Annotated in this window: 19 protein-coding genes and 1 tRNA gene; 15 read left to right on the top strand and 5 right to left on the bottom strand. The window is 41.4% G+C overall.

Features of this window, described 5'->3' with window-relative positions; translation table 11 throughout:
* Nucleotides 1–367 precede the first annotated feature (367 nt).
* Nucleotides 368–2,419, top strand: a complete 2,052-nt coding sequence (locus H589_RS0108295) for a S16 family serine protease (protein WP_084146918.1) — start codon at nucleotides 368–370, stop codon at nucleotides 2,417–2,419.
* On the opposite strand, the gene H589_RS0108290 is transcribed toward H589_RS0108295, so the two are convergent.
* Together H589_RS0108290 and H589_RS0108285 are read right to left on the bottom strand one after the other, a co-directional pair.
* Nucleotides 2,412–3,761, bottom strand: a complete 1,350-nt coding sequence (locus H589_RS0108290; protein ID WP_027721596.1) for a sigma-54-dependent transcriptional regulator — start codon at nucleotides 3,759–3,761, stop codon at nucleotides 2,412–2,414. The genes H589_RS0108295 and H589_RS0108290 overlap by 8 nt on opposite strands.
* Nucleotides 3,758–5,173, bottom strand: coding sequence for a sensor histidine kinase (locus H589_RS0108285; protein ID WP_027721595.1), 1,416 nt, complete (start codon nucleotides 5,171–5,173; stop codon nucleotides 3,758–3,760). Before H589_RS0108285 ends, H589_RS0108290 begins: the two co-directional genes overlap by 4 nt.
* Before the next feature lie 274 nt (nucleotides 5,174–5,447).
* On the opposite strand from H589_RS0108285, the gene H589_RS0108280 reads away from it, so the two are divergent.
* The 3 genes from H589_RS0108280 (at nucleotide 5,448) to H589_RS0108270 (ending at nucleotide 7,561) form a co-directional block, all read left to right on the top strand.
* Nucleotides 5,448–6,140: a Crp/Fnr family transcriptional regulator gene (locus H589_RS0108280; protein WP_027721594.1), complete on the top strand. Its 693-nt coding sequence runs from the start codon at nucleotides 5,448–5,450 to the stop codon at nucleotides 6,138–6,140.
* Nucleotides 6,141–6,387: 247 nt separating this feature from the next.
* A complete protein-coding gene (locus H589_RS0108275) occupies nucleotides 6,388–6,705 on the top strand; it encodes a DUF190 domain-containing protein (protein WP_027721593.1) in 318 nt (105 codons plus the stop codon).
* 142 nt (nucleotides 6,706–6,847) lie between these two features.
* Entirely contained in the window at nucleotides 6,848–7,561 is a 714-nt protein-coding gene (locus tag H589_RS0108270; RefSeq protein WP_211225337.1) for a DUF554 domain-containing protein, read from the top strand.
* Between the two features lie 346 nt (nucleotides 7,562–7,907).
* On the opposite strand, the gene H589_RS0108265 is transcribed toward H589_RS0108270, so the two are convergent.
* Nucleotides 7,908–8,429 (bottom strand): type 1 glutamine amidotransferase domain-containing protein, encoded by a 522-nt coding sequence (locus H589_RS0108265; protein ID WP_156891689.1) that lies wholly within the window; start codon nucleotides 8,427–8,429, stop codon nucleotides 7,908–7,910.
* Between the two features lie 380 nt (nucleotides 8,430–8,809).
* Here H589_RS0108265 and H589_RS0108260 point away from each other — a divergent pair, with 380 nt between their 5' ends.
* The 10 genes from H589_RS0108260 to H589_RS0108210 all read left to right on the top strand — a co-directional run bounded on the left by H589_RS0108260 (nucleotide 8,810) and on the right by H589_RS0108210 (nucleotide 20,434).
* Nucleotides 8,810–10,618 (top strand): SLC13 family permease, encoded by a 1,809-nt coding sequence (locus H589_RS0108260; RefSeq protein ID WP_035075490.1) that lies wholly within the window; start codon nucleotides 8,810–8,812, stop codon nucleotides 10,616–10,618.
* A gap of 219 nt (nucleotides 10,619–10,837) precedes the next feature.
* On the top strand, nucleotides 10,838–12,751 hold the full coding sequence (gene speA, locus H589_RS0108255; RefSeq protein ID WP_027721589.1) for a biosynthetic arginine decarboxylase: 1,914 nt from the start codon (nucleotides 10,838–10,840) through the stop codon (nucleotides 12,749–12,751).
* Nucleotides 12,752–12,789: 38 nt separating this feature from the next.
* Complete coding sequence (locus tag H589_RS0108250) at nucleotides 12,790–13,980, top strand: saccharopine dehydrogenase family protein (protein WP_027721588.1); 1,191 nt, start codon at nucleotides 12,790–12,792, stop codon at nucleotides 13,978–13,980.
* Nucleotides 13,980–15,149 carry a carboxynorspermidine decarboxylase gene (gene nspC / locus H589_RS0108245; RefSeq protein WP_027721587.1) on the top strand — a complete coding sequence of 390 codons (1,170 nt, stop codon included), beginning with the start codon at nucleotides 13,980–13,982 and terminating at the stop codon, nucleotides 15,147–15,149. Before H589_RS0108250 ends, nspC begins: the two co-directional genes overlap by 1 nt.
* A gap of 11 nt (nucleotides 15,150–15,160) precedes the next feature.
* Nucleotides 15,161–16,024: an agmatinase gene (gene speB, locus H589_RS0108240; protein ID WP_035075487.1), complete on the top strand. Its 864-nt coding sequence runs from the start codon at nucleotides 15,161–15,163 to the stop codon at nucleotides 16,022–16,024.
* A gap of 523 nt (nucleotides 16,025–16,547) precedes the next feature.
* Nucleotides 16,548–16,856 carry a hypothetical protein gene (locus H589_RS20905; RefSeq protein ID WP_027721585.1) on the top strand — a complete coding sequence of 103 codons (309 nt, stop codon included), beginning with the start codon at nucleotides 16,548–16,550 and terminating at the stop codon, nucleotides 16,854–16,856.
* A complete protein-coding gene (locus tag H589_RS0108230; RefSeq protein ID WP_027721584.1) occupies nucleotides 16,853–18,226 on the top strand; it encodes a TAXI family TRAP transporter solute-binding subunit in 1,374 nt (457 codons plus the stop codon). The genes H589_RS20905 and H589_RS0108230 overlap by 4 nt, the downstream gene beginning before the upstream one ends.
* A gap of 1 nt (nucleotide 18,227) precedes the next feature.
* Nucleotides 18,228–18,908, top strand: coding sequence for a DUF2491 family protein (locus tag H589_RS0108225; RefSeq protein WP_027721583.1), 681 nt, complete (start codon nucleotides 18,228–18,230; stop codon nucleotides 18,906–18,908).
* 85 nt (nucleotides 18,909–18,993) lie between these two features.
* Nucleotides 18,994–19,755, top strand: coding sequence for a hypothetical protein (locus H589_RS0108220; protein WP_035075484.1), 762 nt, complete (start codon nucleotides 18,994–18,996; stop codon nucleotides 19,753–19,755).
* Between the two features lie 256 nt (nucleotides 19,756–20,011).
* The gene (locus H589_RS0108210; protein WP_027721581.1) at nucleotides 20,012–20,434 is read left to right on the top strand and encodes a thioredoxin domain-containing protein; all 423 of its coding nucleotides are present in this window, start codon (nucleotides 20,012–20,014) and stop codon (nucleotides 20,432–20,434) included.
* A 190-nt stretch (nucleotides 20,435–20,624) separates the two neighbouring features.
* Here H589_RS0108210 and H589_RS0108205 read toward each other — a convergent pair.
* Nucleotides 20,625–20,699 (bottom strand) — tRNA-Val (locus H589_RS0108205).
* Nucleotides 20,700–20,934: 235 nt separating this feature from the next.
* Between H589_RS0108205 and H589_RS0108200 the strand changes: the two genes are divergently transcribed.
* Complete coding sequence (locus tag H589_RS0108200) at nucleotides 20,935–21,339, top strand: MerR family transcriptional regulator (protein ID WP_027721580.1); 405 nt, start codon at nucleotides 20,935–20,937, stop codon at nucleotides 21,337–21,339.
* 132 nt (nucleotides 21,340–21,471) lie between these two features.
* Here the strand turns inward: H589_RS0108200 and H589_RS0108195 are convergent, their stop codons facing one another.
* The gene (locus H589_RS0108195; RefSeq protein ID WP_245577076.1) at nucleotides 21,472–22,248 is read right to left on the bottom strand and encodes a hypothetical protein; all 777 of its coding nucleotides are present in this window, start codon (nucleotides 22,246–22,248) and stop codon (nucleotides 21,472–21,474) included.
* Nucleotides 22,249–22,494: the final 246 nt, after the last annotated feature.

The raw sequence follows: 22,494 nt of genomic DNA, 5'->3' as shown, positions 1-22,494 counted from the left end.
ATTATGCAACTAAAAAATATTGAAATTAAAAGTTTTGTTCTTAAAGACCGTTAAATAAGGCTTTTCACAAGTGTTTCATTATGCAACGACAGCGCGGTGTAATATAAAATTTGCTCAGATTTAGATGGTGCAAGAAATTTTCTGAGGAGACGTTATAACGCCTACAGACGGCGATAACGATAGGTTGTGCCTTTCCTCACAAGGTTTTTATTGCTTATTTTGCAGCATGAAATAACGAAAAAATGGTCTTTTGTTTCAAAATGCAACATTAACACCTCGGCATAATGATGATAATGTTTTAGGAATTGTGGTGTTTCAAGCTTATTTAGGCTGAATTTCAATGGTTTTCAGTGATAGTGGAGCGCAGATGATAAAATGGTTTAATAAAAACGGTAATGACGGTTCCAATCAAGAATCAAAGTCAGCTGATACTAATGATAATAATGTCTTACAGCCTGATAATGCAGCAGATGAAATGCTTCGGCGTATAGAATCTGCTAGTCTTCCTGACTATATATATGATGTTGCTCGGGATGAGTGTGAAAGGCTTCACAAGGCTGATGGGGCTTCTCCTGAGTTTGCACTTGGACATAATTACCTAGAATTTTTACTTTCTCTGCCATGGAATACTACCACAAAAGATGACCTTGATCTGGAACGAGCAAAAGAAGTACTTGATGCCCGGCATTATGGGTTGAACAATGTAAAAGAGCGCATTTTAGAATTTTTGGCTGTTAAGAGTCTTCGCAGCCGTATCAGCCCAAATCTGATAATTGCCGATGATGAAGTTATAGCGCGTGAAAACTTGGCTATAATTTTTGAGCATGAGGGGTTTGCTGTAAGAACTGTTGCAAATGGACTGGAAGCTATTGCAGCTATGGAAGAAGATCCTGCTGATATTGTAATAACGGATCTTAAAATGGATGGTATGGACGGGTTGGAGCTTCTGGGTGAAATGAGAAGCCGCTGGCCTGATACCGGAGTGATCATGCTGACTGGATATGCCACTGTAAAAACGGCAGTAACTGCTATGAAGAAAGGTGCGGATCAGTACATGGGAAAACCGGTTAACCTGACAAAGTTACGTGATTATGTTCAGGAGCTGCTTGGTAAAAATCAGCGCATACAGGGATTACGTGGACCTGTCCTTTGTTTCAGCGGCCCTCCAGGTACGGGGAAAACTTCTATAGGAAAGGCTATAGCTGAGGCAATGGGGCGTAAATTTATATGTATGTCCCTTGCCGGACTGAGGGATGAAGCGGAACTTCGCGGGCACAGACGTACTTATGTCGGAGCTATGGCTGGAAGACTCTTACAGAATATTCAGAAATCAGGCGTACGTAATCCTGTCATTATGCTTGATGAAATGGATAAGATTATCCAAAGTTTTGAGGGAGATGCAACTTCCGTTCTGCTTGAAATTCTTGATCCTCAGCAAAATTCAACTTTTGTAGACCAGTATTTGGGACAGGCTTTTGACCTTTCAGGGGTGCTGTTCATTGCTACAGCAAATATTATGGATCGTATTTCGGCTCCTTTGAGAGATCGTATGGAAGTGATTGAATTTTCAAGTTACACACTTAGCGAGAAATTGAAAATTGCAACTAATTATCTTGTTCCCGAACAGTTACAACAGCATGGTCTGAGAATTAACACAATTGATATTCAGCCTGAAGCATTAAAGAGCCTGATCATAGATTACACGCGTGAACCAGGATTGCGAGGTCTTGAAAAACAGATTGCTTCACTGTGCCGTAAACTGGCCAGGAGAGTTTTAGATGAAAGTGGCAGTAGCAGTGTAGTTGCTGTCGGCGTTAAAGAACTTCTTTCCTTGATGGGGCCTCCTCCTCATTTTACTGCAACGGCAAGGAAGGAACCGGGCGTTGGACTGGCTACTGGATTGGTATGGTCGGAAAATGGAGGTGAGATCATTTTTGTAGAAGCGGCTAAAATGTATGGAAACAAAAATTTGATCCTTACGGGGTCGCTAGGAGATGTTCTGCAAGAATCGGCGCAAACTGCTCTTAGTTTCATACGTGCTAATGTTGACAATTTTGGACTTTCACCTGATTTTTTTGAATCATCAGATATCCATGTTCATATCCCTGCCGGGTCGGTGACAAAAGAGGGACCTTCTGCGGGGGTAACCATTGCCGTTGCGATTCTTTCACAATTGACAGGTCGTTATGTCCCTCAGGATATGGCTTTCAGCGGTGAAATTTCACTGCATGGAGATGTCTTGCCTGTAGGTGGTGTGCGCGAAAAGATAATGGCCGCATCAAGAGCTGGAATTCGTACAGTTGTTCTTCCCGAACAATGCTCCCATGCAGTGCAGCGCATTGAGCAGGAGGTTCTCGATGGTATTGATATCCGTCTTGTAAGCAGTTTGAGTCAGGTGATGGAGCTGGCTTTTATTTAGCTTTGTCTTTGGCTAATCCTAAGCGTTTCATCTTTCTCCACAACGAAACTCTGTCTATGCCCAGTATTTTAGAGGCTTGTGTTTTGTTACCATCAGTAGCCAGCAGAACTTTTTCAATGTGATGACGCTCAATTTCTTCAAGTGTCTGCAAAGGATTTTCACGGGATATAGTGCGAATTTCCCTAGGCAGAAGGTCTGGTGTAAAAGCAGTGCCTTTTGTCAGTGCTAGAGCTCGTTGAGCTATATTTTCCAGTTCTCTTACATTTCCCGGAAATGAATAATTCATTAGAATATCGAGAGTATCTTGAGATATCGTATCGATTCCAAGTTCTGGCGTTCTGTGTTTTTCAAGGAAGTGGCCGATGAGAACAGGTATATCTTCTCTGTGTTCACGTAGTGGAGGGGCTGAAAGAGTAACAACGTTGAGCCGGTAGAAAAGGTCCTGACGAAATGATCCGTTTTCTACATTCTGTTTCAGGTCACAGTTTGTTGCTGCTATTACTCTGATATCGACAGGTATTTCTTGGGTTCCACCTACTCGCAAAAAAGTGCGCTCCTGAAGAACTCTTAAGAGTTTTACCTGCATATTCAGTGGTAGTTCACTCATTTCATCGAAGAAAACTGTCCCTCCATTTGCGACTTCAAGTATGCCTTTCTGACCTCTCTGTGCTCCGGTAAATGCTTCTCTTTCGTGCCCAAACAGTTCTTTGTCCATCAGTTCAGCAGTGAATGTACCGCAGTTTATAGCCATAAATCTTTCTTCAGAGCGCGAACTTAGCATATGTATTCCGCGGGCAATTAGCTCTTTACCTGTACCCGTTTCCCCCTGAATAAGAACATTACAGTTCATATGGGCAAGCTGTTTTATTGTTTTTTTCAGCTTAAGGATTTCGTCACTTTGCCCCACAAGTGGGAAGTCCTGTTTACCCTGTGCAAGGACTTGTCTAAGACGCAAAACTTCCACTGACAATGCTCTGCATTCAAGAGCCTTAAGAACCTGTGCACGCAATTCATCAAGATTGAATGGTTTTGCAATATAGGAATGAGCTCCACTCTGCATTGCCAACACAGCCGTAGATACTGTTGCGTGTCCTGTTATTACAATTACTTGTGTGGAAGGTTGTCTTTCTTTGATATGTTCAAGCAATTCAATGCCATTCATGCCCGGGAGCATAAGGTCAGTGAGTACAAGTTCAAACTCAGCTTTTTCTATCTGTTGCAGGGCTTCCGATCCAGAGCCGACTGCCGTGGTTGTATATCCTTCCTGAGTAAGCACATGGGTCAGATTTTCTCTTGCGATGGTTTCATCATCAACTATAAGGATATTGGCATGACTGATCATATATTATTCTCTTTTTCCAGAGGAATGGTAATAAAAAAGGTTGTTCCTTTTCCCTGAATGCTTTCGACCCTGATATGGCCATGATGTTTTTCTATAATTCCATATACTATATACAGTCCCAGACCAGTCCCTTGTCCTACTTCTTTTGTGGAAAAGAACGGATCAAAAATTCGTTCAAGAGTTTTCGGAGGGATTCCTTCACCTGTATCTTTTACACTTATCGTTGCATTCTCGTCTTTCTGAAATGCGGCAATACTTATAGATCCTTGTGCAGAACCAATTGCCTGAATTGCATTTATAAGAAGATTAATAAAAGCTTCCTGCATTTTACGTCGATCAACCCTGACTATGATATGTTCAGGAATTTCCATAGTGAGCGAAATATTAGACGGTACCTGACTTGAGACAAGGCTCATTGCTGATTGCATAATGTTGTCCAGCTCAATCGGACCTGGGGAATACTCACGTTCTCTGGAAAATTCAAGCAGTCCTTTGACTATATCCCTTGATCGTAGAGTCTCCTGCATAATATTTTTCATCATTTTGCCTGAAAGTTCATCTACATTGCTTTCGCGTTCCATCAGAATTTGGCAGGACGTTGAAATGTTGTTCAACGGATTATTTAACTGATGAGCGATACCTGAGGCAAGTGTCCCTATTGATGATAGTTTTTGGGCTTGCACTAATTGTCGTCTTCTTTTCTTTAATTGTTCAACCATTGAGTTGAGTGCAGCAAAAACCTGTTGGACTTCGTCGTGTGAGTTTTTGATAGGCAATTCCTGAAAAGTTCCAAGTGAAATTTGTTTTGTAGCCTCCTGAACCTGACTGAGGGGCTTTAAAATGCTTGATGAAACAAAAACAACGAGAATAAATACAACTGCTGCAATTCCGACCATGGAGAAAGCCAGGTTAGAGCGCAGTTTTTCATTAATATTGAGAATGTTTTTTCGTTCGAAACTAGAGATTGCCTTAGAGTATTCAACCAAAGCCTGGCCGGCTTCTCGAATATTACTATTGTGATTTACAGTTGATAGCTTGGATTCCTTGTCGTTAATTTCAAGATTTTTGAGTAATTGTCGGTAATTATTAATGTTATTTTTAAGATTGCTTCCTGTTTGCTTCACTTCTTTATTGATAAATTCCTGCATCAGTGTGCGCAGCAGATTGTCGGCCTGATTTAAGTATTTAAATCCTTGTTCCAGTAAATCTGGATCATGATAGAGAAGATAATTTTTTTCAGTGCGTCTGATTTCAAGAATAATATTGCTTAAATCGTCAACTCTTTCAACAAGAAGGACTTGTCTCTCTAGTTGCAGCGTGTTCATGTATGATAGCATTCCAATGCATCCGAAGCAGATAGAAAAAATAAAAATTCCTAGAATAATTTTTTGGCGAATATTTAATTTGGGCATGAATATAACCTATTGTACTATAGATGGTTTTGATTGCGTTGATGAATTTTTAAATATTATCACTGTAAACTACGACTAGAATAACTAAAATGCAATCCGAAGCTACCTGTGAGAGACTATAGAGTCTTTTGACTACTTGTTTGCGTATGGTAGGTCTTTAATGAGTTGCTGATATACTTAAAATAATTTATTAATCTTTAAAAATTGTACATTCTCTGTTTCACTTTTTGATATAGTAGCAATCAGATTTATTCACATATTAAAGCGGGTGTATATGCAAGAAGAGAATATCCAACAAATAATAGAAACTTTGCAAGCAGATATAAATTTGAATCTTGCCACTCCTGCAGCTCTTGAGGAGCTTGCACGCAAAACTCAGCGAATCCATTTTGATAAAGGTGAATATATATTTCGAACAGGTGATGAATTAAACAGTTTCTTTCTCGTTGAAAACGGCCTTGTGATTTTATCAAAAGAAGCTCCTTCTGGAAAATCTTTTACATATTTAGTTGCAGTGAGGGGAGTGCCTCTGAATGCAATTGCCTGTTTTGGGTCACAACTGCGTTTTTTCTCGGCCCGTGTAGTTAAACCGGCTGATATAATAACAATGCCTAGCTCAGAATTTAAAAAATGGGTGCTTAAGAACCCGAACGTTGCCGCCGGTATTTTAAATTCCATGAGTGATCTTATTGAAGGTGCGTATACCCGTATACTCGATTTAATTGATGAGAGTGCTGAAAAACGGATTTTAAATGCGTTAAGTATGCTTTCATCGCGAATAGGTCTTGATCTCCCTCTTACAAATGGTGATGTCGCGGAAATGGTAGGAACCTCAAGGGAAACTGCGGCGCGTATTGTTTCCCGGTTACAGGATTCAGGGTTAATTTCCAAGTCACGGGGTATCGTAAGAATTTTAGATAAATCACAACTTGATCAATTCTCTTCGAGTCCTTTTTTCATTCTTTAAAATTTTGTCAGTTTATCAGTGACCCGCGTCATTGTTTTCATGCCCACTCCGATGTAGCTTTGAATCAGCAGATAAATCTACTATTGCTAATACTAATATGCATATTGACCTTTTGGGGTAGTATGTAAGTTATATTATTTTTTTGTTTCAATGTGGCTGTGCAATTTAATATAAAATGAAGCGATTGTTTCTGTAACAGCATATGCGCACTAGCTGATAACATCCTAAATTATAAGGGAAGAGTTTTATGGAAGGATATTTAGTTACTTTTTTTACACAGCAGAATCGAGAGCATGAAGGCGTTTCCGTTGCCAACTGGCTCATTGATAAAGCACAAAAACTAGGGGTCAGCGGGGCTACTCTTTTTTCTGGCAAAGAAGGATTCGGGCATGATGGGCGTTTTCATTCTGATGGATATTTTGATCTGCAAGATCCACCGCTTCAGGTAGCAATGGCTCTTTCAGTTGAAGAATGTGACAGACTTATGTCCTGCCTTGAAAAAAAGAAACTGCGCGTATTCTACACAAAGTCAAAAGTTGAGTTCGGTTTTACATCTGAAAGCTAACACTTCGTTTTTCTCAGATTATTTTCAAGTCACACAAGACTACGGGCTGTCTATCTGACAGTCCTGTTAGTCATTTTGTATTCTACATTGTCTCTCTTAAAAGAGTAGCACGACGATTTTTCGTGTCAAAAAAGGAATTATTATGATCGGTCCTTATATTAATGGGGCGGCGTTATTCGTAGGTAGTATTGCGGGTGCCCTCGTTGGTCCCAAGCTCAATTCAAATTTACGGCTAAGGATGCCCATGGTATTCGGTTGTGCTTCGATGGGGCTTGGCGTAGCCATGATCGTTAAGGTTAAATTTCTTGCAGCTGTAGTTCTGGCTCTTGTTGTAGGATCTTTTCTTGGCGAAATTATTGAATTGGAAAATTTGATTCAAAAGGCAGCTTCAAGCGCAAGAAAATGGATAGAAGTAATAACACGACCTTCCGGGGATTTGAGTCAGGAGGAGTTTTTAGATAAATTTGTTGTTCTTCTGGTTCTTTTTTGTGTGAGCGGTACAGGTGTATATGGTGCAATGAATGAAGGTATGACCGGTGACCCCACCCTGCTGATAGTAAAATCAATTTTAGATATATTTACAGCTGCAATTTTTGCGTCAACTCTGGGGTATTCTGTTGCTCTTCTGGTTATTCCTCAATTTACAGTTCAAGCTTTACTTTATTTAGGATCTGCCCAGATAATGCCTTTAACAACCCCTGACATGCTGGGTGATTTTTCAGCATGCGGTGGTTTGATCATGCTGGCAACTGGTTTTCGCATCTGCGGAATAAAGCAGTTTGCCGTAGCTAACATGATTCCGGCTCTGCTTATAGTCATGCCTTTGTCACATCTTTGGTGTCTATACGTAGGTTAATAATGTTTTTCATGTTGAAATGAATAATGGCATATGGCATATGCCATATGCCATTATTCTATAATTACAGACCAGCATGGAAGCATCATGAGTGTTGGTTCTGAAGTAGGTAAATACACACTGTTTACGATTAAAATTCCTATCAAAAATAGAAATTTTAAAGAAATATAAAAATATCCTCTAGAATTTCAAGGCATCTTTATCTGAGTATGAACATGCAGGACTAACTATATCCACTCATAATGATTGGAATTTATTTTGATAAGATCAAATTTAAAAGCCACTGATGCTGTTATATCAGTGGCTTTTAAATTTATGATTGTTATCGCAGGCCTGACTTGAAAAATTATTTTGTTGCCAGATTAATTATAGCGCGACAAAAAGCAGGCAGATCATCCGGTTTACGGGAAGAAACCTGATTTCTGTCCACAACCACTTCGTCATCAACCCATTTAGCCCCTGCGTTTACAAGATCATCTTTAATTCCGGGCGTTGAAGTGCAGGTGAAGCCTTGCATAATTCCAGCAGAAATTGGAATCCATCCACCGTGGCAAATATGTGCTACTACTTTTCCTGCATCATGTATCTCACGGGTAAGCTGCAGCACTTTGGGATCGCGCCTTAGTTTATCTGGAGCAAAACCTCCAGCAACTACAAGAAGATCGAAATCTGAGGACTGCTGATCCTTAATGGCCGCTGTAGATATGAAAGGATAACCGTTTTTTCCTGTGTAAACAGTTCCTGATTCTGGTCCGGCAACAACGACTCCTGCGCCTTCCTCAATTAAGCGATAGTATGGATAAAGAAGTTCCATATCCTCGAATACATGATCCACGAACATTAAAACACGCATACCTTTCATTTTCATCAGAACCTCCAGTTGTTTCAGTCTTGTTGGATCAAAGTAGTATTGATCACTGCGGTTAAATTTTCAACATTTCAATGAAAAGTGAAAATTATCTAAAAAGTTCTTTTGAATAGTATCATTAATCTTTTATAGAAAGTGTTTTTATAAGATACGTATTTAAATATTTATTAGGCTTAGTCTATGTTATAGAGGTGAATGTCGTATTTTTTTTCTCTAAATCTAATATTTCACCATAATGTTTAAATTGCCATTATCATATCATATTCGGAAAATGTTATACGTGTTTTTGTTAGTGTTTGCATTCTTATGGTAAAATACCGTATGATTTATCAATATTCAGAAGTGTTTTTATTAATTTAAAAGGAGATTTCGTATCTATCATGGTTATCACTCCTGATATCATAGTTGTGCTTTGTGTACTCGTAGTTGTTATCTTATTGTTCGTTTTTGACTGGGTTCGTGTTGATGTTGTGGGTATCATGGTACTGGTAGGACTGCCTCTTCTGGGGCTTGTTACACCTCAGCAGGCCGTCAGCGGATTAAGCAGTAATGCTGTAGTGTCTATTATCGCTGTCATAATCATTGGTGCAGGGCTTGATAAGACCGGAGTCATGAATCATCTGGCCCGGATAATTCTCAGAATTGCCGGAAAGCGGGAGAAACGCATAACCGCGATGATATCCGGTACGGTCGCTTTGATCTCAGGTTTCATGCAGAATATCGGAGCAGCGGCTTTGTTCATGCCTGCTGCAAGGCGAATTGCGGTGCATACTGGAATTCCGGCTGGACGTATCTTATTGCCTATGGCCTTTTGCGCAATTATTGGTGGTACGCTGACACTGGTCGGTTCCAGTCCGCTTATCATGCTTAATGATCTGCTGGTGATTGGGGGTATAAAAAATAAGCCTTTTGGCATATTCAGTATGACTCCAATAGGGATCATGCTGGTTGTTGCAGCCATGCTTTATTTTGCTGTTTTAGGTAAGAAAATTTTACCAGACGGTAAACAGCAGGATGTCGGTGGCCCTCTTTCTCCTCTATTAGATAAGACATATCACAATGTCGGAGATATTTATGAGATGTATATTCCTGCAGAAGGCTTCAAGGAAAATACGCTGATAGGACTACAGATTCGTGCCAATTATGCCTGCACAGTGGTCGCCTCATATAACCATATCACTCATAAGCGGATTGTAGCCCCGTTACCCGAGGATCTGCTTTGCCCTGGAGACAGTCTGGCTGTAGTCGGGGATGAAGTGTATGTTAAAAAGATGGCGGCAGATCTAGGGTGGAGTTATTCAGATGAGTTGAAAGTTTTTGCAGATGATCTGTCGCAAAGCAATGCAGGTATCATGGAAGGGATAGTTACTCCACGTTCCCGCCTTGTCGGTAAAACTTTAGGCTCCTTCCAGTTTAGACATAAATACGGTGTTACTCCGCTGGCGATATTTGTTGGCCACGAAATGATAATCAGTGATCTATCCAACCAGACGGTTGCTGAGGGAAATGCTTTATTGCTGCACGGGAAATGGAGTTCTTTTCATCGATTAAAAGAGCAGAATGATCTTGTTTTTACCGAGCCTGTTAGAGGTGAAGTTGTAAGGGAAGACAAAGCATTGTGGGCTCTTGGATGTCTTGCCATTTCTTTATTTATGATTCTGGTTTTGAATATCCAACTTTCCATAGCCTTATTTTTTGGCGCACTAGGCATGATTCTAGGGCAGGTCCTATCTATAGACGAAGCATACCAGTCAGTTGACTGGATGACTGTATTCTTACTTGCCGGGTTAATACCTCTTGGTATTGCCTTTGAAAATACCGGAGCGGCAAAATTAATTGCGGTTACTCTGATGAACGTGCTCGGTGTGCCTTCTCCTACTTTACTTTTGTTTGGTATTGCTATTCTGACTTCTTTTTTTACCCTCTTTACGTCAAATGTTGGAGCAACTGTACTGCTGGTACCGTTAGGGATAAATCTGGCTTTGTCCTGCGGATGTGATCCCAGAGCTGCGGCTTTGACTGTCGCTTTGGCAGCTTCAAATACTTTCATTCTGCCTACCCATCAGGTTAATGCATTGATAATGCGTCCTGCCGGGCTTAAATCTGTTGATTATCTCAGAGCAGGTATAGGAATGACTGTGCTTTTTTTATTGGTTTTAGTAGGGGGAATGCGGCTTCTGTTCTTGTGATTTTAAATAAATATCTCAGCATTAAGGCTGCATTGCAACTTCAGAGGAATGATAATTGTCTTGAATTTGGAGAACAGGAAATCATCTAAGTGATGCTGATAGTTCTTGACATTTTTGTCCTCTCTTTCTAAATCCCGCTTTTATTAGTGGTAGCTATTTTTTAAAGCTTCTTCTGCCATTCGGGATTCTTCCCAGATTATTTTCACGGAGGGTTTATGAGTGACCCCAATACTAGAAAGATGGACGGCTGAGCGGTCCACAGAACTTTACAGCGTCCGTGAATGGGGCGCTGGTTTTTTCGGTGTTTCCGAAGATGGTAATCTTCAGGTTACAGCCAATCCCGGCTGTTTTGATAATGCTGTCAGCATTCCTGAAATTATTGCCGGTGTTCAGGAGCGAGGGCTCGATATGCCGGTTCTTCTTCGCATTGAGAATATCCTCGATACACAAATCTCACTACTTAACGAAAGTTTTTTAACAGCAATTAAAGAGCTTGATTACCGGGGAGCATACTCCGGAGCCTATCCTATCAAGGTTAATCAGCAGCAACAGGTCGTTGAGGCTGTTACACGGCATGGCGAAAAGTACCACCACGGTCTTGAGGCCGGCAGTAAAGCCGAACTCATCGCTGCTATGGGAATGTTTCGTGACACAGAGGCCGTGATGGTCTGTAACGGGTATAAGGACGAGGAGTTTATTGACCTCGGACTTCATGCCACACAGCTTGGCTTTAAATGCGTCCTTGTTATCGAAATGCCGGGTGAACTGCCGCTTATTATTGAGCGGTCCAAGGCTAAAGGGATCAGACCTATTCTGGGTGTTAGAGTAAAACTCTCCGCTCATGCTAACGGTTTGTGGGCTGAATCAGGCGGAGATAGATCCATTTTCGGTCTGAATGCTACTCAGATAATAGACGTTATAGATCAGCTTGAAAAGGCTGATATGCTGGATTGTCTGCAACTTCTGCATTATCATTTAGGATCACAGATACCAAATATCCGTGAAATTCGTGGTGCAGTTGCCGAGGCAAGTCGTGTCTATGCCGGACTCGTTGCTGAGGGTGCAAACATGCACTATCTTGACCTCGGTGGTGGTCTTGCTGTCGACTATGATGGAACACAGACCAACTTCATGAGCAGTCGTAACTATTCTTTGGATGAATACTGCATTGATGTCGTGGAAGGTGTAATGACCGTGCTTGATGAGCAAGGAGTAGAACATCCTACCATCATCACAGAGTCAGGCCGTGCGCTTGTCGCATATTATTCTATGCTTCTGTTTAATGTTTTGGACGCAGCATGCTTTGCTCCGGACCCTCTTCCGGAGGTTCTGCCCGAAAACACTAACATTCATATTCAGCACTTATTTGATACTCTTAAAGCGCTCAACCTGCGTAATGTGCAGGAATGTTTTAATGATACATTGTATTATCGCGATGAAGTCAGACAGGCTTTCAGCGGCGGTAAAATCTCTTTCAGGGAAAGGGCTATGGGGGAAAACGTTTTTTGGGAGACTATCCGTCGTATCGGCATACTCGCAAAAGACCTCCCGTCGCTACCGCAGGAACTTGAAGGTATTGGACATGCTCTTTCTGATATATATTATTGCAACTTCAGTGTGTTTCAATCTCTGCCCGATGCATGGGCAATTGGTCAGCTTTTTCCTATAATGCCTGTACACAGGCTTGGTGAAAAACCTGTCCGTGAAGGAATTCTTGCAGACATCACCTGTGATTGTGACGGAAAAATCGATCGTTTTATTGACAGTCAGGGAGTCAAACGGACGATGCCTCTGCATGAGTTGAAGGATAACGAAGAGTATTATCTTGGGGCCTTCCTTGTCGGAGCCTATCAGGAAACTCTTGGTGACCTGCATAATCTTCTTGGTGATACAAATATTGTCACTGTGAAGATCAAAGAGAACGGAGAGTTTGATTTTGTTGGAGAAATGGAAGGAGATACTGTGGAAGATATACTTTCATACGTTGAATATGATACAAAGTACCTTCTGACACGTTTCCGTGAAACAGCTGAAAATGCGGTACGTGAAAAACGCATTACTCCTACTCAGCGCAGAGAAATACTTCAAGCCTACAAAACTGGCTTGCAGGGTTATACATACTTTGAAAGATAAAAAATATCCCGCTTAGAGGATAATATGAGGATAATATTATGTCCAAGGTCCTAATTATCGGTGCCGGAGGAGTCGGGAGTGTTGCAGTTCATAAATGTGCTCAACTACCTGAAGTTTTTGGTGAAATACATTTAGCCAGCCGTACTGTTGAAAAGTGCCATGCAATTGCTGATTCAGTAAAGAAGCGCACTGGTGTAACTGTTTCTACTTATCAGGTTGATGCGGATAATGTGCAGGAGACAGTTGAACTGTTAAAACGTATTAAGCCCGATCTTCTGGTCAACCTGGCGTTGCCGTATCAGGATCTGCCGCTCATGGATGCATGTCTTGAGGTTGGGGTAAACTATCTTGATACCGCAAACTACGAGCCGCCGAATGAGGCTAAATTTGAATATAAATGGCAGTGGGCTTATCAGGAACGTTTTAAAGCTGCAGGATTGATGGCGCTGCTTGGTTCCGGATTTGATCCCGGTGTAACGAATGTATTTGCAGCTCATGCCATGAAGCATCACTTTGATGAAATTCATGAACTGGACATCATTGACTGCAACGCCGGTGATCACGGTCAGGCTTTTGCTACAAACTTCAACCCTGAAATCAATATCAGGGAAATCACCCAGCGTGGCCGTTATTGGGAACGGGGTGAATGGGTTGAAACAGATCCTCTTTCATGGTCTATGGACTATGATTTTCCTGATGGAATCGGTCCTAAGAAATGCTATCTTATGTATCATGAAGAGCTTGAATCACTGGCTCTGCATATCAAAGGTCTTAAGCGTGCAAGATTCTGGATGACCTTTTCCGAACAGTACCTCACTCATTTAAAAGTACTGGAGAATATAGGTATGACTTCCATTGAGCCTATTGAGTATAAGGGACAGATGATTCAGCCTATCAAGTTTTTGAAGGCAGTTCTGCCTGAACCGGGATCACTGGGACCGCTGACCAAGGGCCGCACATGCATCGGTAATGTCATGAAAGGTATTAAAGATGGTAAAGAGAAGAAACTTTACGTCTATAATATTTGCAGCCACGAAGCTGCGTATGAAGAAGTCGGTTCACAGGCTATCTCCTATACAACCGGAGTTCCTGCTATGATCGGTGCTATGATGATGGTGACTGGAAAATGGTCAGGCGAAGGTGTTTTCCATATGGAACAGTTTGACCCTGATCCTTTTATGGATGCATTGAACAAGCACGGTCTTGCATGGAATGAAGTGGAATTGTAGTGAGCTGCCAGAGTGAATACAACTTCAATCCTTTTGAAGTTAAAACACCATGTTTTATTGTGGACGAGGGCCTTCTGGAGAAAAATCTGGAGATCCTCGCCTCTATAAAGGAGCAGGCAGGATGTAAAATTCTGCTTGCTCTGAAATGTTTCGCCATGTTCAGCACCTTTCCGCAGCTTTCACGAAAGCTGGACGGTATTTGTGCCAGCTCTCCCCATGAGGCCAGATTGGGCCGAGAAGAGTTTGGAAAAGAAGTACACAGTTTTGCTGCCGCATACTCTGAAAATGATATCAATGAGCTATGCCGGACCAGTGATCATATTGTGTTTAATTCCTTTGCACAGTTAAATAAATTCCGCCCTGTTATTAAAGACATTGCCCGCACTGAAAATCGTAAAATAGAACTTGCTGTGCGCATCAATCCTGAACATTCTGAGGGAGCTGTGCCTATTTATGATCCTTGTTCCCCCGGTTCCAGACTTGGAATTCGCAAGGCTCAATTTGAACAGGACAACCTTGATGATGTTATAGGGCTTCACTGGCATAATCTATGTGAGCAGGGTGCGGATTGTCTGGAACGGACAATTGAAGCTGTTGAAAGAAATTTCGCTGATATATTGCCGCAGATGCAATATGTTAATTTCGGCGGCGGTCATCATATCACCAGAGAAGGGTATGATGCTGACCTGCTGATAGAATTAATTATCCGATTCAAAAAGAAATGGAATGTTGAAGTTTACCTTGAACCGGGTGAGGCCGTTGCGCTTAACAGCGGATTTCTGGTTGCATCTGTTCTGGATGTAACTTTGGCAGATATGCCTATTGTGATAATGGATTCTGCTGTGCCATGTCATATGCCTGATGTTATTGAAATGCCTTACAGGCCTTATATAGTAGGGTCTGGTGAAGCGGGTGAGAAGAAATGGACCTGTCGAATCGGAGGTCCTTCCTGCCTGGCAGGTGATGTGGCGGGTGAATATTCCTTTGATGCCCCTCTGAAAGCAGGAGACAGGCTGGTCTTTACTGATATGGCCATTTATTCCATGGTTAAGACCAATACTTTCAATGGTATACAGCTTCCAGCCATTGCGCTGTACAATCCTGAAGAAAACCGTGTGAATGTTGTCCGCGAATTCGGATATGAAGATTTTAAAAACCGTCTCTCATAGGAGAATTTTCTGTGGAAGATTTTTTTCTTGCCGGTGAAATCCCTAATTGTGCTCCTGAAAAGGCTGCAATCCATATAATATCTGCTCCTCTCGAATCATCTGTTTCTTATGGAGGGGGTACGGCAGAAGGCCCTAAGGCTATTCTTGAAGCGTCGACGCAGCTTGAATTATGGAATGGGGTATCATGTCCGGGGGAAGCTGGAATTCATACAGCAGAAGTGCTGGATTGCTCTGGCGGAACTCAGAAAAGTCTAAATGCAATTGAAAAAGCAGTATCTTTTTCATCAGATTGCGGAGCGATTCCCATTGTTCTCGGCGGCGAACATACGGTTACTTTAGGAGCGTTGAGGGCTCTTAAAAAAAAGTATGGAAATTTTGGAATAGTTCAGTTTGATGCTCATGCCGACTTGCGGGATAGCTATGAAGGAGATTCGTTCAGTCATGCCTGTGTTATGCGCAGGGCTGTGGATGAACTTGGCTTGACTGTTTTTCAGCTGGGCGTACGGGCTATGTGTCTTGAAGAAGTTGAATTTCGTAAAGAAGCCGGCATCCGGTATATTGATTCACGGGAACTATATCTAAGCGGTATACCTGAATCTTTACTGCCTGATGATTTTCCTGAAAAAATTTATATCACGTTCGATGTCGATGGGCTTGACCCATCAGTTATCAGAGCTACCGGAACTCCTGTCCCCGGAGGTATAGGATGGCATGATGCAATGTCACTACTTGAGCTGGCAGTACAGAATCGTTGCGTTATAGGTGCAGATGTAGTTGAACTGGCCCCTCAGGCTGGAGATCATGCTTCAGATTTTGCGGCCGCACAGCTCGCATACCAGCTTACAGCTCATTGTATTTCTTCAGCTGGAGATTAAGGTGACATAGTAATCGTTTATTGTTTTACAAGTATATTTTGGCCAGTTTCTTTGGGGACTGGCTTTTTTATTTTCTAACATTATTTTTCCGTCAGCAAAGTCTTTGTAGGGAAAGAGTTTTGTTCAGTCTATTAAACCTGTATTCAGCTACTAAGAACATCGTGCTGGCCTGTGAATATCGAGGATTATAATTGTATAAAATAACGGTGAAATTTTAGGTAATATTTACAAATGGTTGATGGTAATTTATAAGGAAATGCACATAATAATATGTGTATTTTTCTAGATATGTACATCTGGAAGGGGAAATGCACAGCTTGCTCTAGGTAGCTGTAGAAGGTACCACACTGTTCATATCAGCTGTTTAAACAGCAAAATTATGTTTTTAGAGTTATGTGAATTGTCCTGTATTTAGATTTCAAAAACTAAAATAACCAATTATACAGCATGAAATACAATAAACTTACTATTTGCCTTGTTATGGTAATTCTTATTTCGATCTTAGGCGGAGCTGATTTGGCGGATGCTAGATACAGGTCAAGATCAAAATCTTATAGCTCCTCGAGATCATACAGTTCTTCAGCCTCGAAGACATCTTCTTCTGTTTGGGGAGGAAGAAGCGGTGGAGGATATTTCAGCTCAAGCAGTAAATCCAGTTCTGGTTACTCTAAGCCTTCTACATCAAAGTCAAAATCTACCTCTGAGTCAAAATATTCTAAACCTGCAAAATCAGCCTCTGTTCAGGGATCAGGATATAGTAAACCTCAAAAGAGTGGAATTTCATACAAGACCGGTAGCTCAGGCATGTATTCCACTGGAACTTCAAATGTGAAAAGTTCCAAATTTGATAAAAAAATTTCCAATAAGCAGACCGTGTCCGGTGCAAAGTCATCGTATGCCCAGTACCAGAATTCTAGATCCAAGTTTAAAAAGAAGTCTGTTTCATCGTATAAATCCAACTATAAAAACAATAAGCTTTCGCAGAAAGTTAATCATAATAAGAGATTTGATTACGATAATGATGCTTCTGCACGCTCTAGATACTATTCCAGCAGTGGGTGGAGGGCTCCCGGATATATTTATAACTCCCGTCCCAGCTTCGGTATGTGGGATTCTATGTGTCTGTGGATGATGCTCAGTAATCTGAGTCGTCCCGGATATTCCCAAACATTTTATAATCATCAGAATGATGTCGGAATTCAGGAATGGCGCAGGGAAGCTGATGAACTTGCCAGAACAAATGCAGAGCTTCGAGAAAAGTTGAATGAGCTGGATGCTGCTACAGCAGGTATGAATGGTCCTATAGACCCATCATTTCTGCCGGAAGGGATTCCGGCCAGTATTGCTCTGGCCCCTGAAGCTTTGGCAGCTATGTCCAGCAGTACTCCTGTTTTGCGTTTTGCTACAGCCTCTAAAACAGGAAACTATAATTATTTTGGAGGAGTTGTTAAAAGCAAAGCCAGTGGTATTGACGTTGAGCTGCTAAACACATCCGGTTCATGGGAGAATCTTGATTTATTAGTAAACGGTAAGGTTGATGCGGCAATGGTTCAGTCTGATGCACTTATGCTTTACAAAGCCTTATACCCTGATGTGAAGCTCGTTACTGAGCAGACAGTTATTTATCCTGAAGCGGTGCAAATGATTGCCAATCGTGATTCAGGTATTAAATCTGTTAAAGATATAAACCCGGATAAGCATATTTTGTACATAGGGCCCAAAGGGTCTGGTACAGCCATGACTTGGAAAGCATTCTGCGTGCTTGATAGCAGATACAAAAAAATACCGACACGCACAGCCGGTTATGATCAGGCCCTGCAGGAGGTAAGAGAAAATCCTTATGCTGTAATGATGTTTGTATCTGGGCTGAACAGTGAATTTATTCATAAAGCTAATCAACTTGCATCCTCAGGTACAGGACTACAATTGGTTACTGTAGATGATTGGGATTTCAATGATGTAAGCGATAGTGATGGAAATGATGTCTATAAATTCGTTGAAATTCCTTCTGGAGTGTATCCCGCTCTGCAGAAAGGGTGGATATTCGGTCATGATATTGAAACAATAGCTGTGGAGTCTGTAATGGTTCTGAAATCAGACTGGATCGACAGAAACGGTGCTGAAACACTTGATTCATTATCTTCAGCAATTGTCGAAGCAAAATCCATAATGCAGAAAAGAATATCAGCTAAAGGTAATTAGTATGAGTTCATGGAAAACAATAGGTCGCGTTCTCAAAAATAAAATAAGCGAAGTGAGAAAATCATCTGAGCATGATTATGATGAAAAAATTCCCCTTGGAATGCATATAGGCGGGAAAGTCGGGATTGATACCACAACTTTTCTTCTTTATGGGGATAAACTGATAACCGCAAAACCTGCTTCAGAATACTATGTCATCGGTCATGGCATTGTTTTTATTGAAGGTGAAAGAGTTGATCGAATTTATCTGAGCACGGGTAAAACAACCGAAGCTGTTCTGGAGCTTATGTCCGGAGCAGGTGAAGAGACTTATGAGGCACGTTTCTACATTCCTTTTGACAGGGTTTATCCTCAATCGGACGATGAGTGGGCATTCTGGCTGGATGAGAATGAAGGATATATCGGATGGGAGGCTTTTGAACTTAAAGATATCCTTTTCAGCAGGCTGTGGATGCCCGGACCTCAAAGGGTAAAGCCACTTGAGTTAAAGGAAAAATTACAGATAGGATCTGAAGAAGTCGATGTTACTCACGAAACAATGATATACGGGCGCAGCCCAGATGAAAATGAAGATTTGTCAGAGTATGTGCTTGTTGAACTAAGTTCTTCAGTCAATGAGGATTTTATTTCCATTATGACTGGAGTCGATATGATTCCAACCGCCATACGGGTTATGTATTGAGAAAGATTAAAACAATATCCTGATTATTTTATATGCCGAAATTATTCATTATATGCACAATCCTAAAAACTAAAATGGAGTAATTATGTCTTTTTTTAATTTTATGAAAAGTTTTACCAAAACCAAAACCCGTGATGCTGGAAAGTCCATTGTGCAGGCAATTGCAAGCTGGGACCCGGAAGCCGCTTCAGCTGCTGAAATAGAAATGATGGAAGAACGGCTTGATAAGCTTACTCAGCAGGTTGCTGAGGCCCGTTCCAGCTATCAGAAAGAGCAGAAAGAAGCTGATGAAATCAATTCCCTGTTTGATCAGCGTATGAAAGCTGCTGAATTGCTTAGCGGAAAACTTGCTGATAATCCTGAGAACGCAGCTGAAATTGAAGAAGCTCTAAATCTGCTAGTGGCTGAAATGGAAGAGATGAAGCCTGAGATTGATCGGGAAATGATGGAAGCTGTTGAAGCAAAAGAGTTCATGGGTGAGCTGGAAGAAGTTGCCAAGGCTGCTGCCGGCAAACTTAAAACAGCACGCCAGTCACTTGATAAAGCCAAACGTGATATGGAACGGGCTAAAATCAAGCAGGAGAGAGCTCAAGAGCGCGCAGAACAGAGTGCAGCACTTGCCGGACTCCGTAACGATTCAGATAACATTGGAAGTGCGCTGTCAGCTATGCAGCGTGAAGCTGAAGAAGCAACCATTAAAGCTGACGCTTTGAGTGCAAAAGCAAAACTTTTAGCTCCATCGCCAAAAGAAAAAGGCAACAGCCTTATTTCGCAGGCAATGAGTGAAGTCAAAGGTGATGCAAAGCCCACTAACTTTGCAGATCGTCTTGCTGCTCTAAAAAAATAATCTTTTTTAATACACCAATAATTCAAATCTCCTGTCACTTTCGAGTGCAGGGGATTTGAATTATTAATGTTTGGGGTTACGCGGTTCGCCTGCTAATAATTGACAGTCATTGAAAGGGTGATTTTTCAGGTTGCCAATGTTGGGCAATTCGGAATAAGTCGACTGAGCGGCGTAGCAGGGGGCTGTAATCGTGGTCAGCTTGTTCCAGATAACTTTTCAATTAAAAAATATTTCAAATATAATGGTGTAATAAGAAATGTCTTTGAATAATACTCAGCAAGATGGACAGGGGGAGAAAATACTTGAGCAGCTTAAAGATAGGCTCAAGGAATGTAAGGACAATGGCGACTCCAAGGGACGTGCCTTAACTCTTTTTGATATGGCACATATAGAGATTGACAGGAATAATCAGGAAGCTGCTTTGCTCTTAATGATTGAGGCATATTCTTTGGCTAAAGGGCTTGATGATTTGTCCTGCACATGCCCTATAGGTGAGCTTCTCGGGCAACTTCTTTATGTCTCAGGAAGTCGTGAGGAAGGACTGAACATGGTCCGTGAGTCATATGCCGGATATAAAGAAATTGGTTCTGACGATAACGCAGCAAATTCCGAATATCTGCTGGATGCAATGGAGGCACATGCTCTTGCTAATCCCATAGCTGAAACTGGAAAAGAATAGTTGTAAGTACAGGAAATAGTCTTCTTAATATCAGGTTTACCAGATTATCACGATAAGGCTTTATACCTCTTTTTTTGGCTCTACCGGCTCTACCTCAAAGATAGGCTCTACCTCAAAGAAAGGGGCGAGAGATTAATCCGATAAAAAGAAAAAAGGACTCACGATTTACACCGTAAGTCCTTGAATTCTCTGGTAGGCACGAGCAGATTTGAACTGCTGACCCCTTGCGTGTCAAGCAAGTGCTCTCCCCCTGAGCTACGCGCCTATGTCGGTCTCAACGAGGCAGGTTCTACGTGACAGCTCTGTGTCTGTCAAGCTGCTTTTTAATTTTTTTTAGATATTTAATTATTTTTCTGAATAATCAGGATGTTGAGGGTTAGGTTTATGCCTTATATGTCTTGCATGGAGCGGCCTGTTACTATTCAAATCGTTTTGTTCTCAGGAGGATAATTGCTTCTTTAGGCTTTTCTAAGAGTTATCTCTCTGATACTAAGTTTCTTATGAATGGGCAGAGTGAAGAAAAAATCTATAAAATAGGCCAGGCAGCTAAACTTGTCGGGTTGAAATCTTATGTGCTGCGGTTCTGGGAAGGCGAGTTCGAGCAACTTGAACCTATCCGGACACCCTCAGGACAGCGTTTGTATAATGACGGGCATATTGCTCTCATTAGTAGAATTAAATCGTTGTTGCATGATGAGGGGCTTACTATTGAGGGCGCACGTAAAAGGCTTGATTCTCCAGAGCCTGATGATAGCGCTGTTGCTGCACTTGAAGAGTCTACCGCTAGTAATATTGAGCAGCTGCCATTGTTTCTCCATGATGGACGCTCTGATAATTTTGTAGATAAATCAGTCCTTAAAGAAATACAGGCAGAATTGCTCGCATTGAAGAATTTACTCAGTTAATTATTTATTAATCTAGCTATTAAAAAAGGTGGTACATCTGATCGGGATAAGTCAGAAGTACCACCTTTAAATTTGGGCAGTAGATGCGTCTCATAATTGGGAGGCGTCAGGAATAGCTTCAGAAGTGTTGTTTTATTTGTTTGCGGGTAATTCCGGTGGGAATATTCTGGGATCTCTAGAGTGAACATATAGACAGAAAGCGGTAAATGCAGCAATAAATCCTGGCAAAATAGGCTCCCATGGTATTTTGTAAAATACAGGATGGACCATGGATGCTCCATAAAGCGTGGAAAAGCAGGCTATAAAAGATAGATAAAAAGAACGCGACAGTGCGCCTGCGGCTGCTATTGCCATTCCTGTCCAGAAAATTCTTTCAGGTAGAATGTGTGGTTCAATTATGTAAACCTGCCATGAAATGAACATAGACACGACCGCAATAATTGTTTCAAGGATTGGTGAAAATCTGTTTTGATCCATCACAAACATTATGGACCGAGGCAGCAGAAAGCATGAGTATACAGTCAGCCCCAATGCAAATGGAAATATATAAAAAAAAGATTCAGTCATATAGGGTGGGTCAGGATTAGGGTGCAGCATGTTGGGTAGGAAACCCTGATAGTTCGCATAATATAAAAAAGCACCTGCCAGAACCACAAGACTGGGCCACAAAATTTTTGGTGGAACTTTTCGATGGGGTTTCAGGTCGAATATTTGGGCAATTACTAGAGGTACAATTGCTCCGAAAACTGCCATATGTAATAAACAAAAGTATAGTAACTTAGTGTCTTTAAGCTTTGTTGAAAACCGGTATCCAATCTGATCCGGCCATGGACCGAAAAACTGGTCCAGATATCCCGGTAGTTTAATCATTGAAATTAAATAGATAGCGTAAGCAACAAAGGTAGCCAAAAGTAGGGTCCACTTATTTCTCATGAGGTTTTATTGCCCGATTCTAGCGCTGTTGGCAATAGTTTCAAGTTTACGTAATCGTCTACAAGTTCATTGATGTAGGGCTGGATGCGGTTGTGTTGTAATTATTGTTTGATTTTATCAGCAGAGAGGATATATTCAGGCAAGATCATAGTTTAGAATTAATGTTAGGCGTATGTTGCGTTTGAATAAAATTATGGCCTCAAGAGCCATACGGAGTTTATA

The sequence above is a fragment of the Maridesulfovibrio zosterae DSM 11974 genome, assembly GCF_000425265.1.
GTDB classification, from domain to species: Bacteria; Desulfobacterota; Desulfovibrionia; order Desulfovibrionales; family Desulfovibrionaceae; genus Maridesulfovibrio; species Maridesulfovibrio zosterae.
This window is presented reverse-complemented; position numbering and strand designations above follow the sequence as displayed.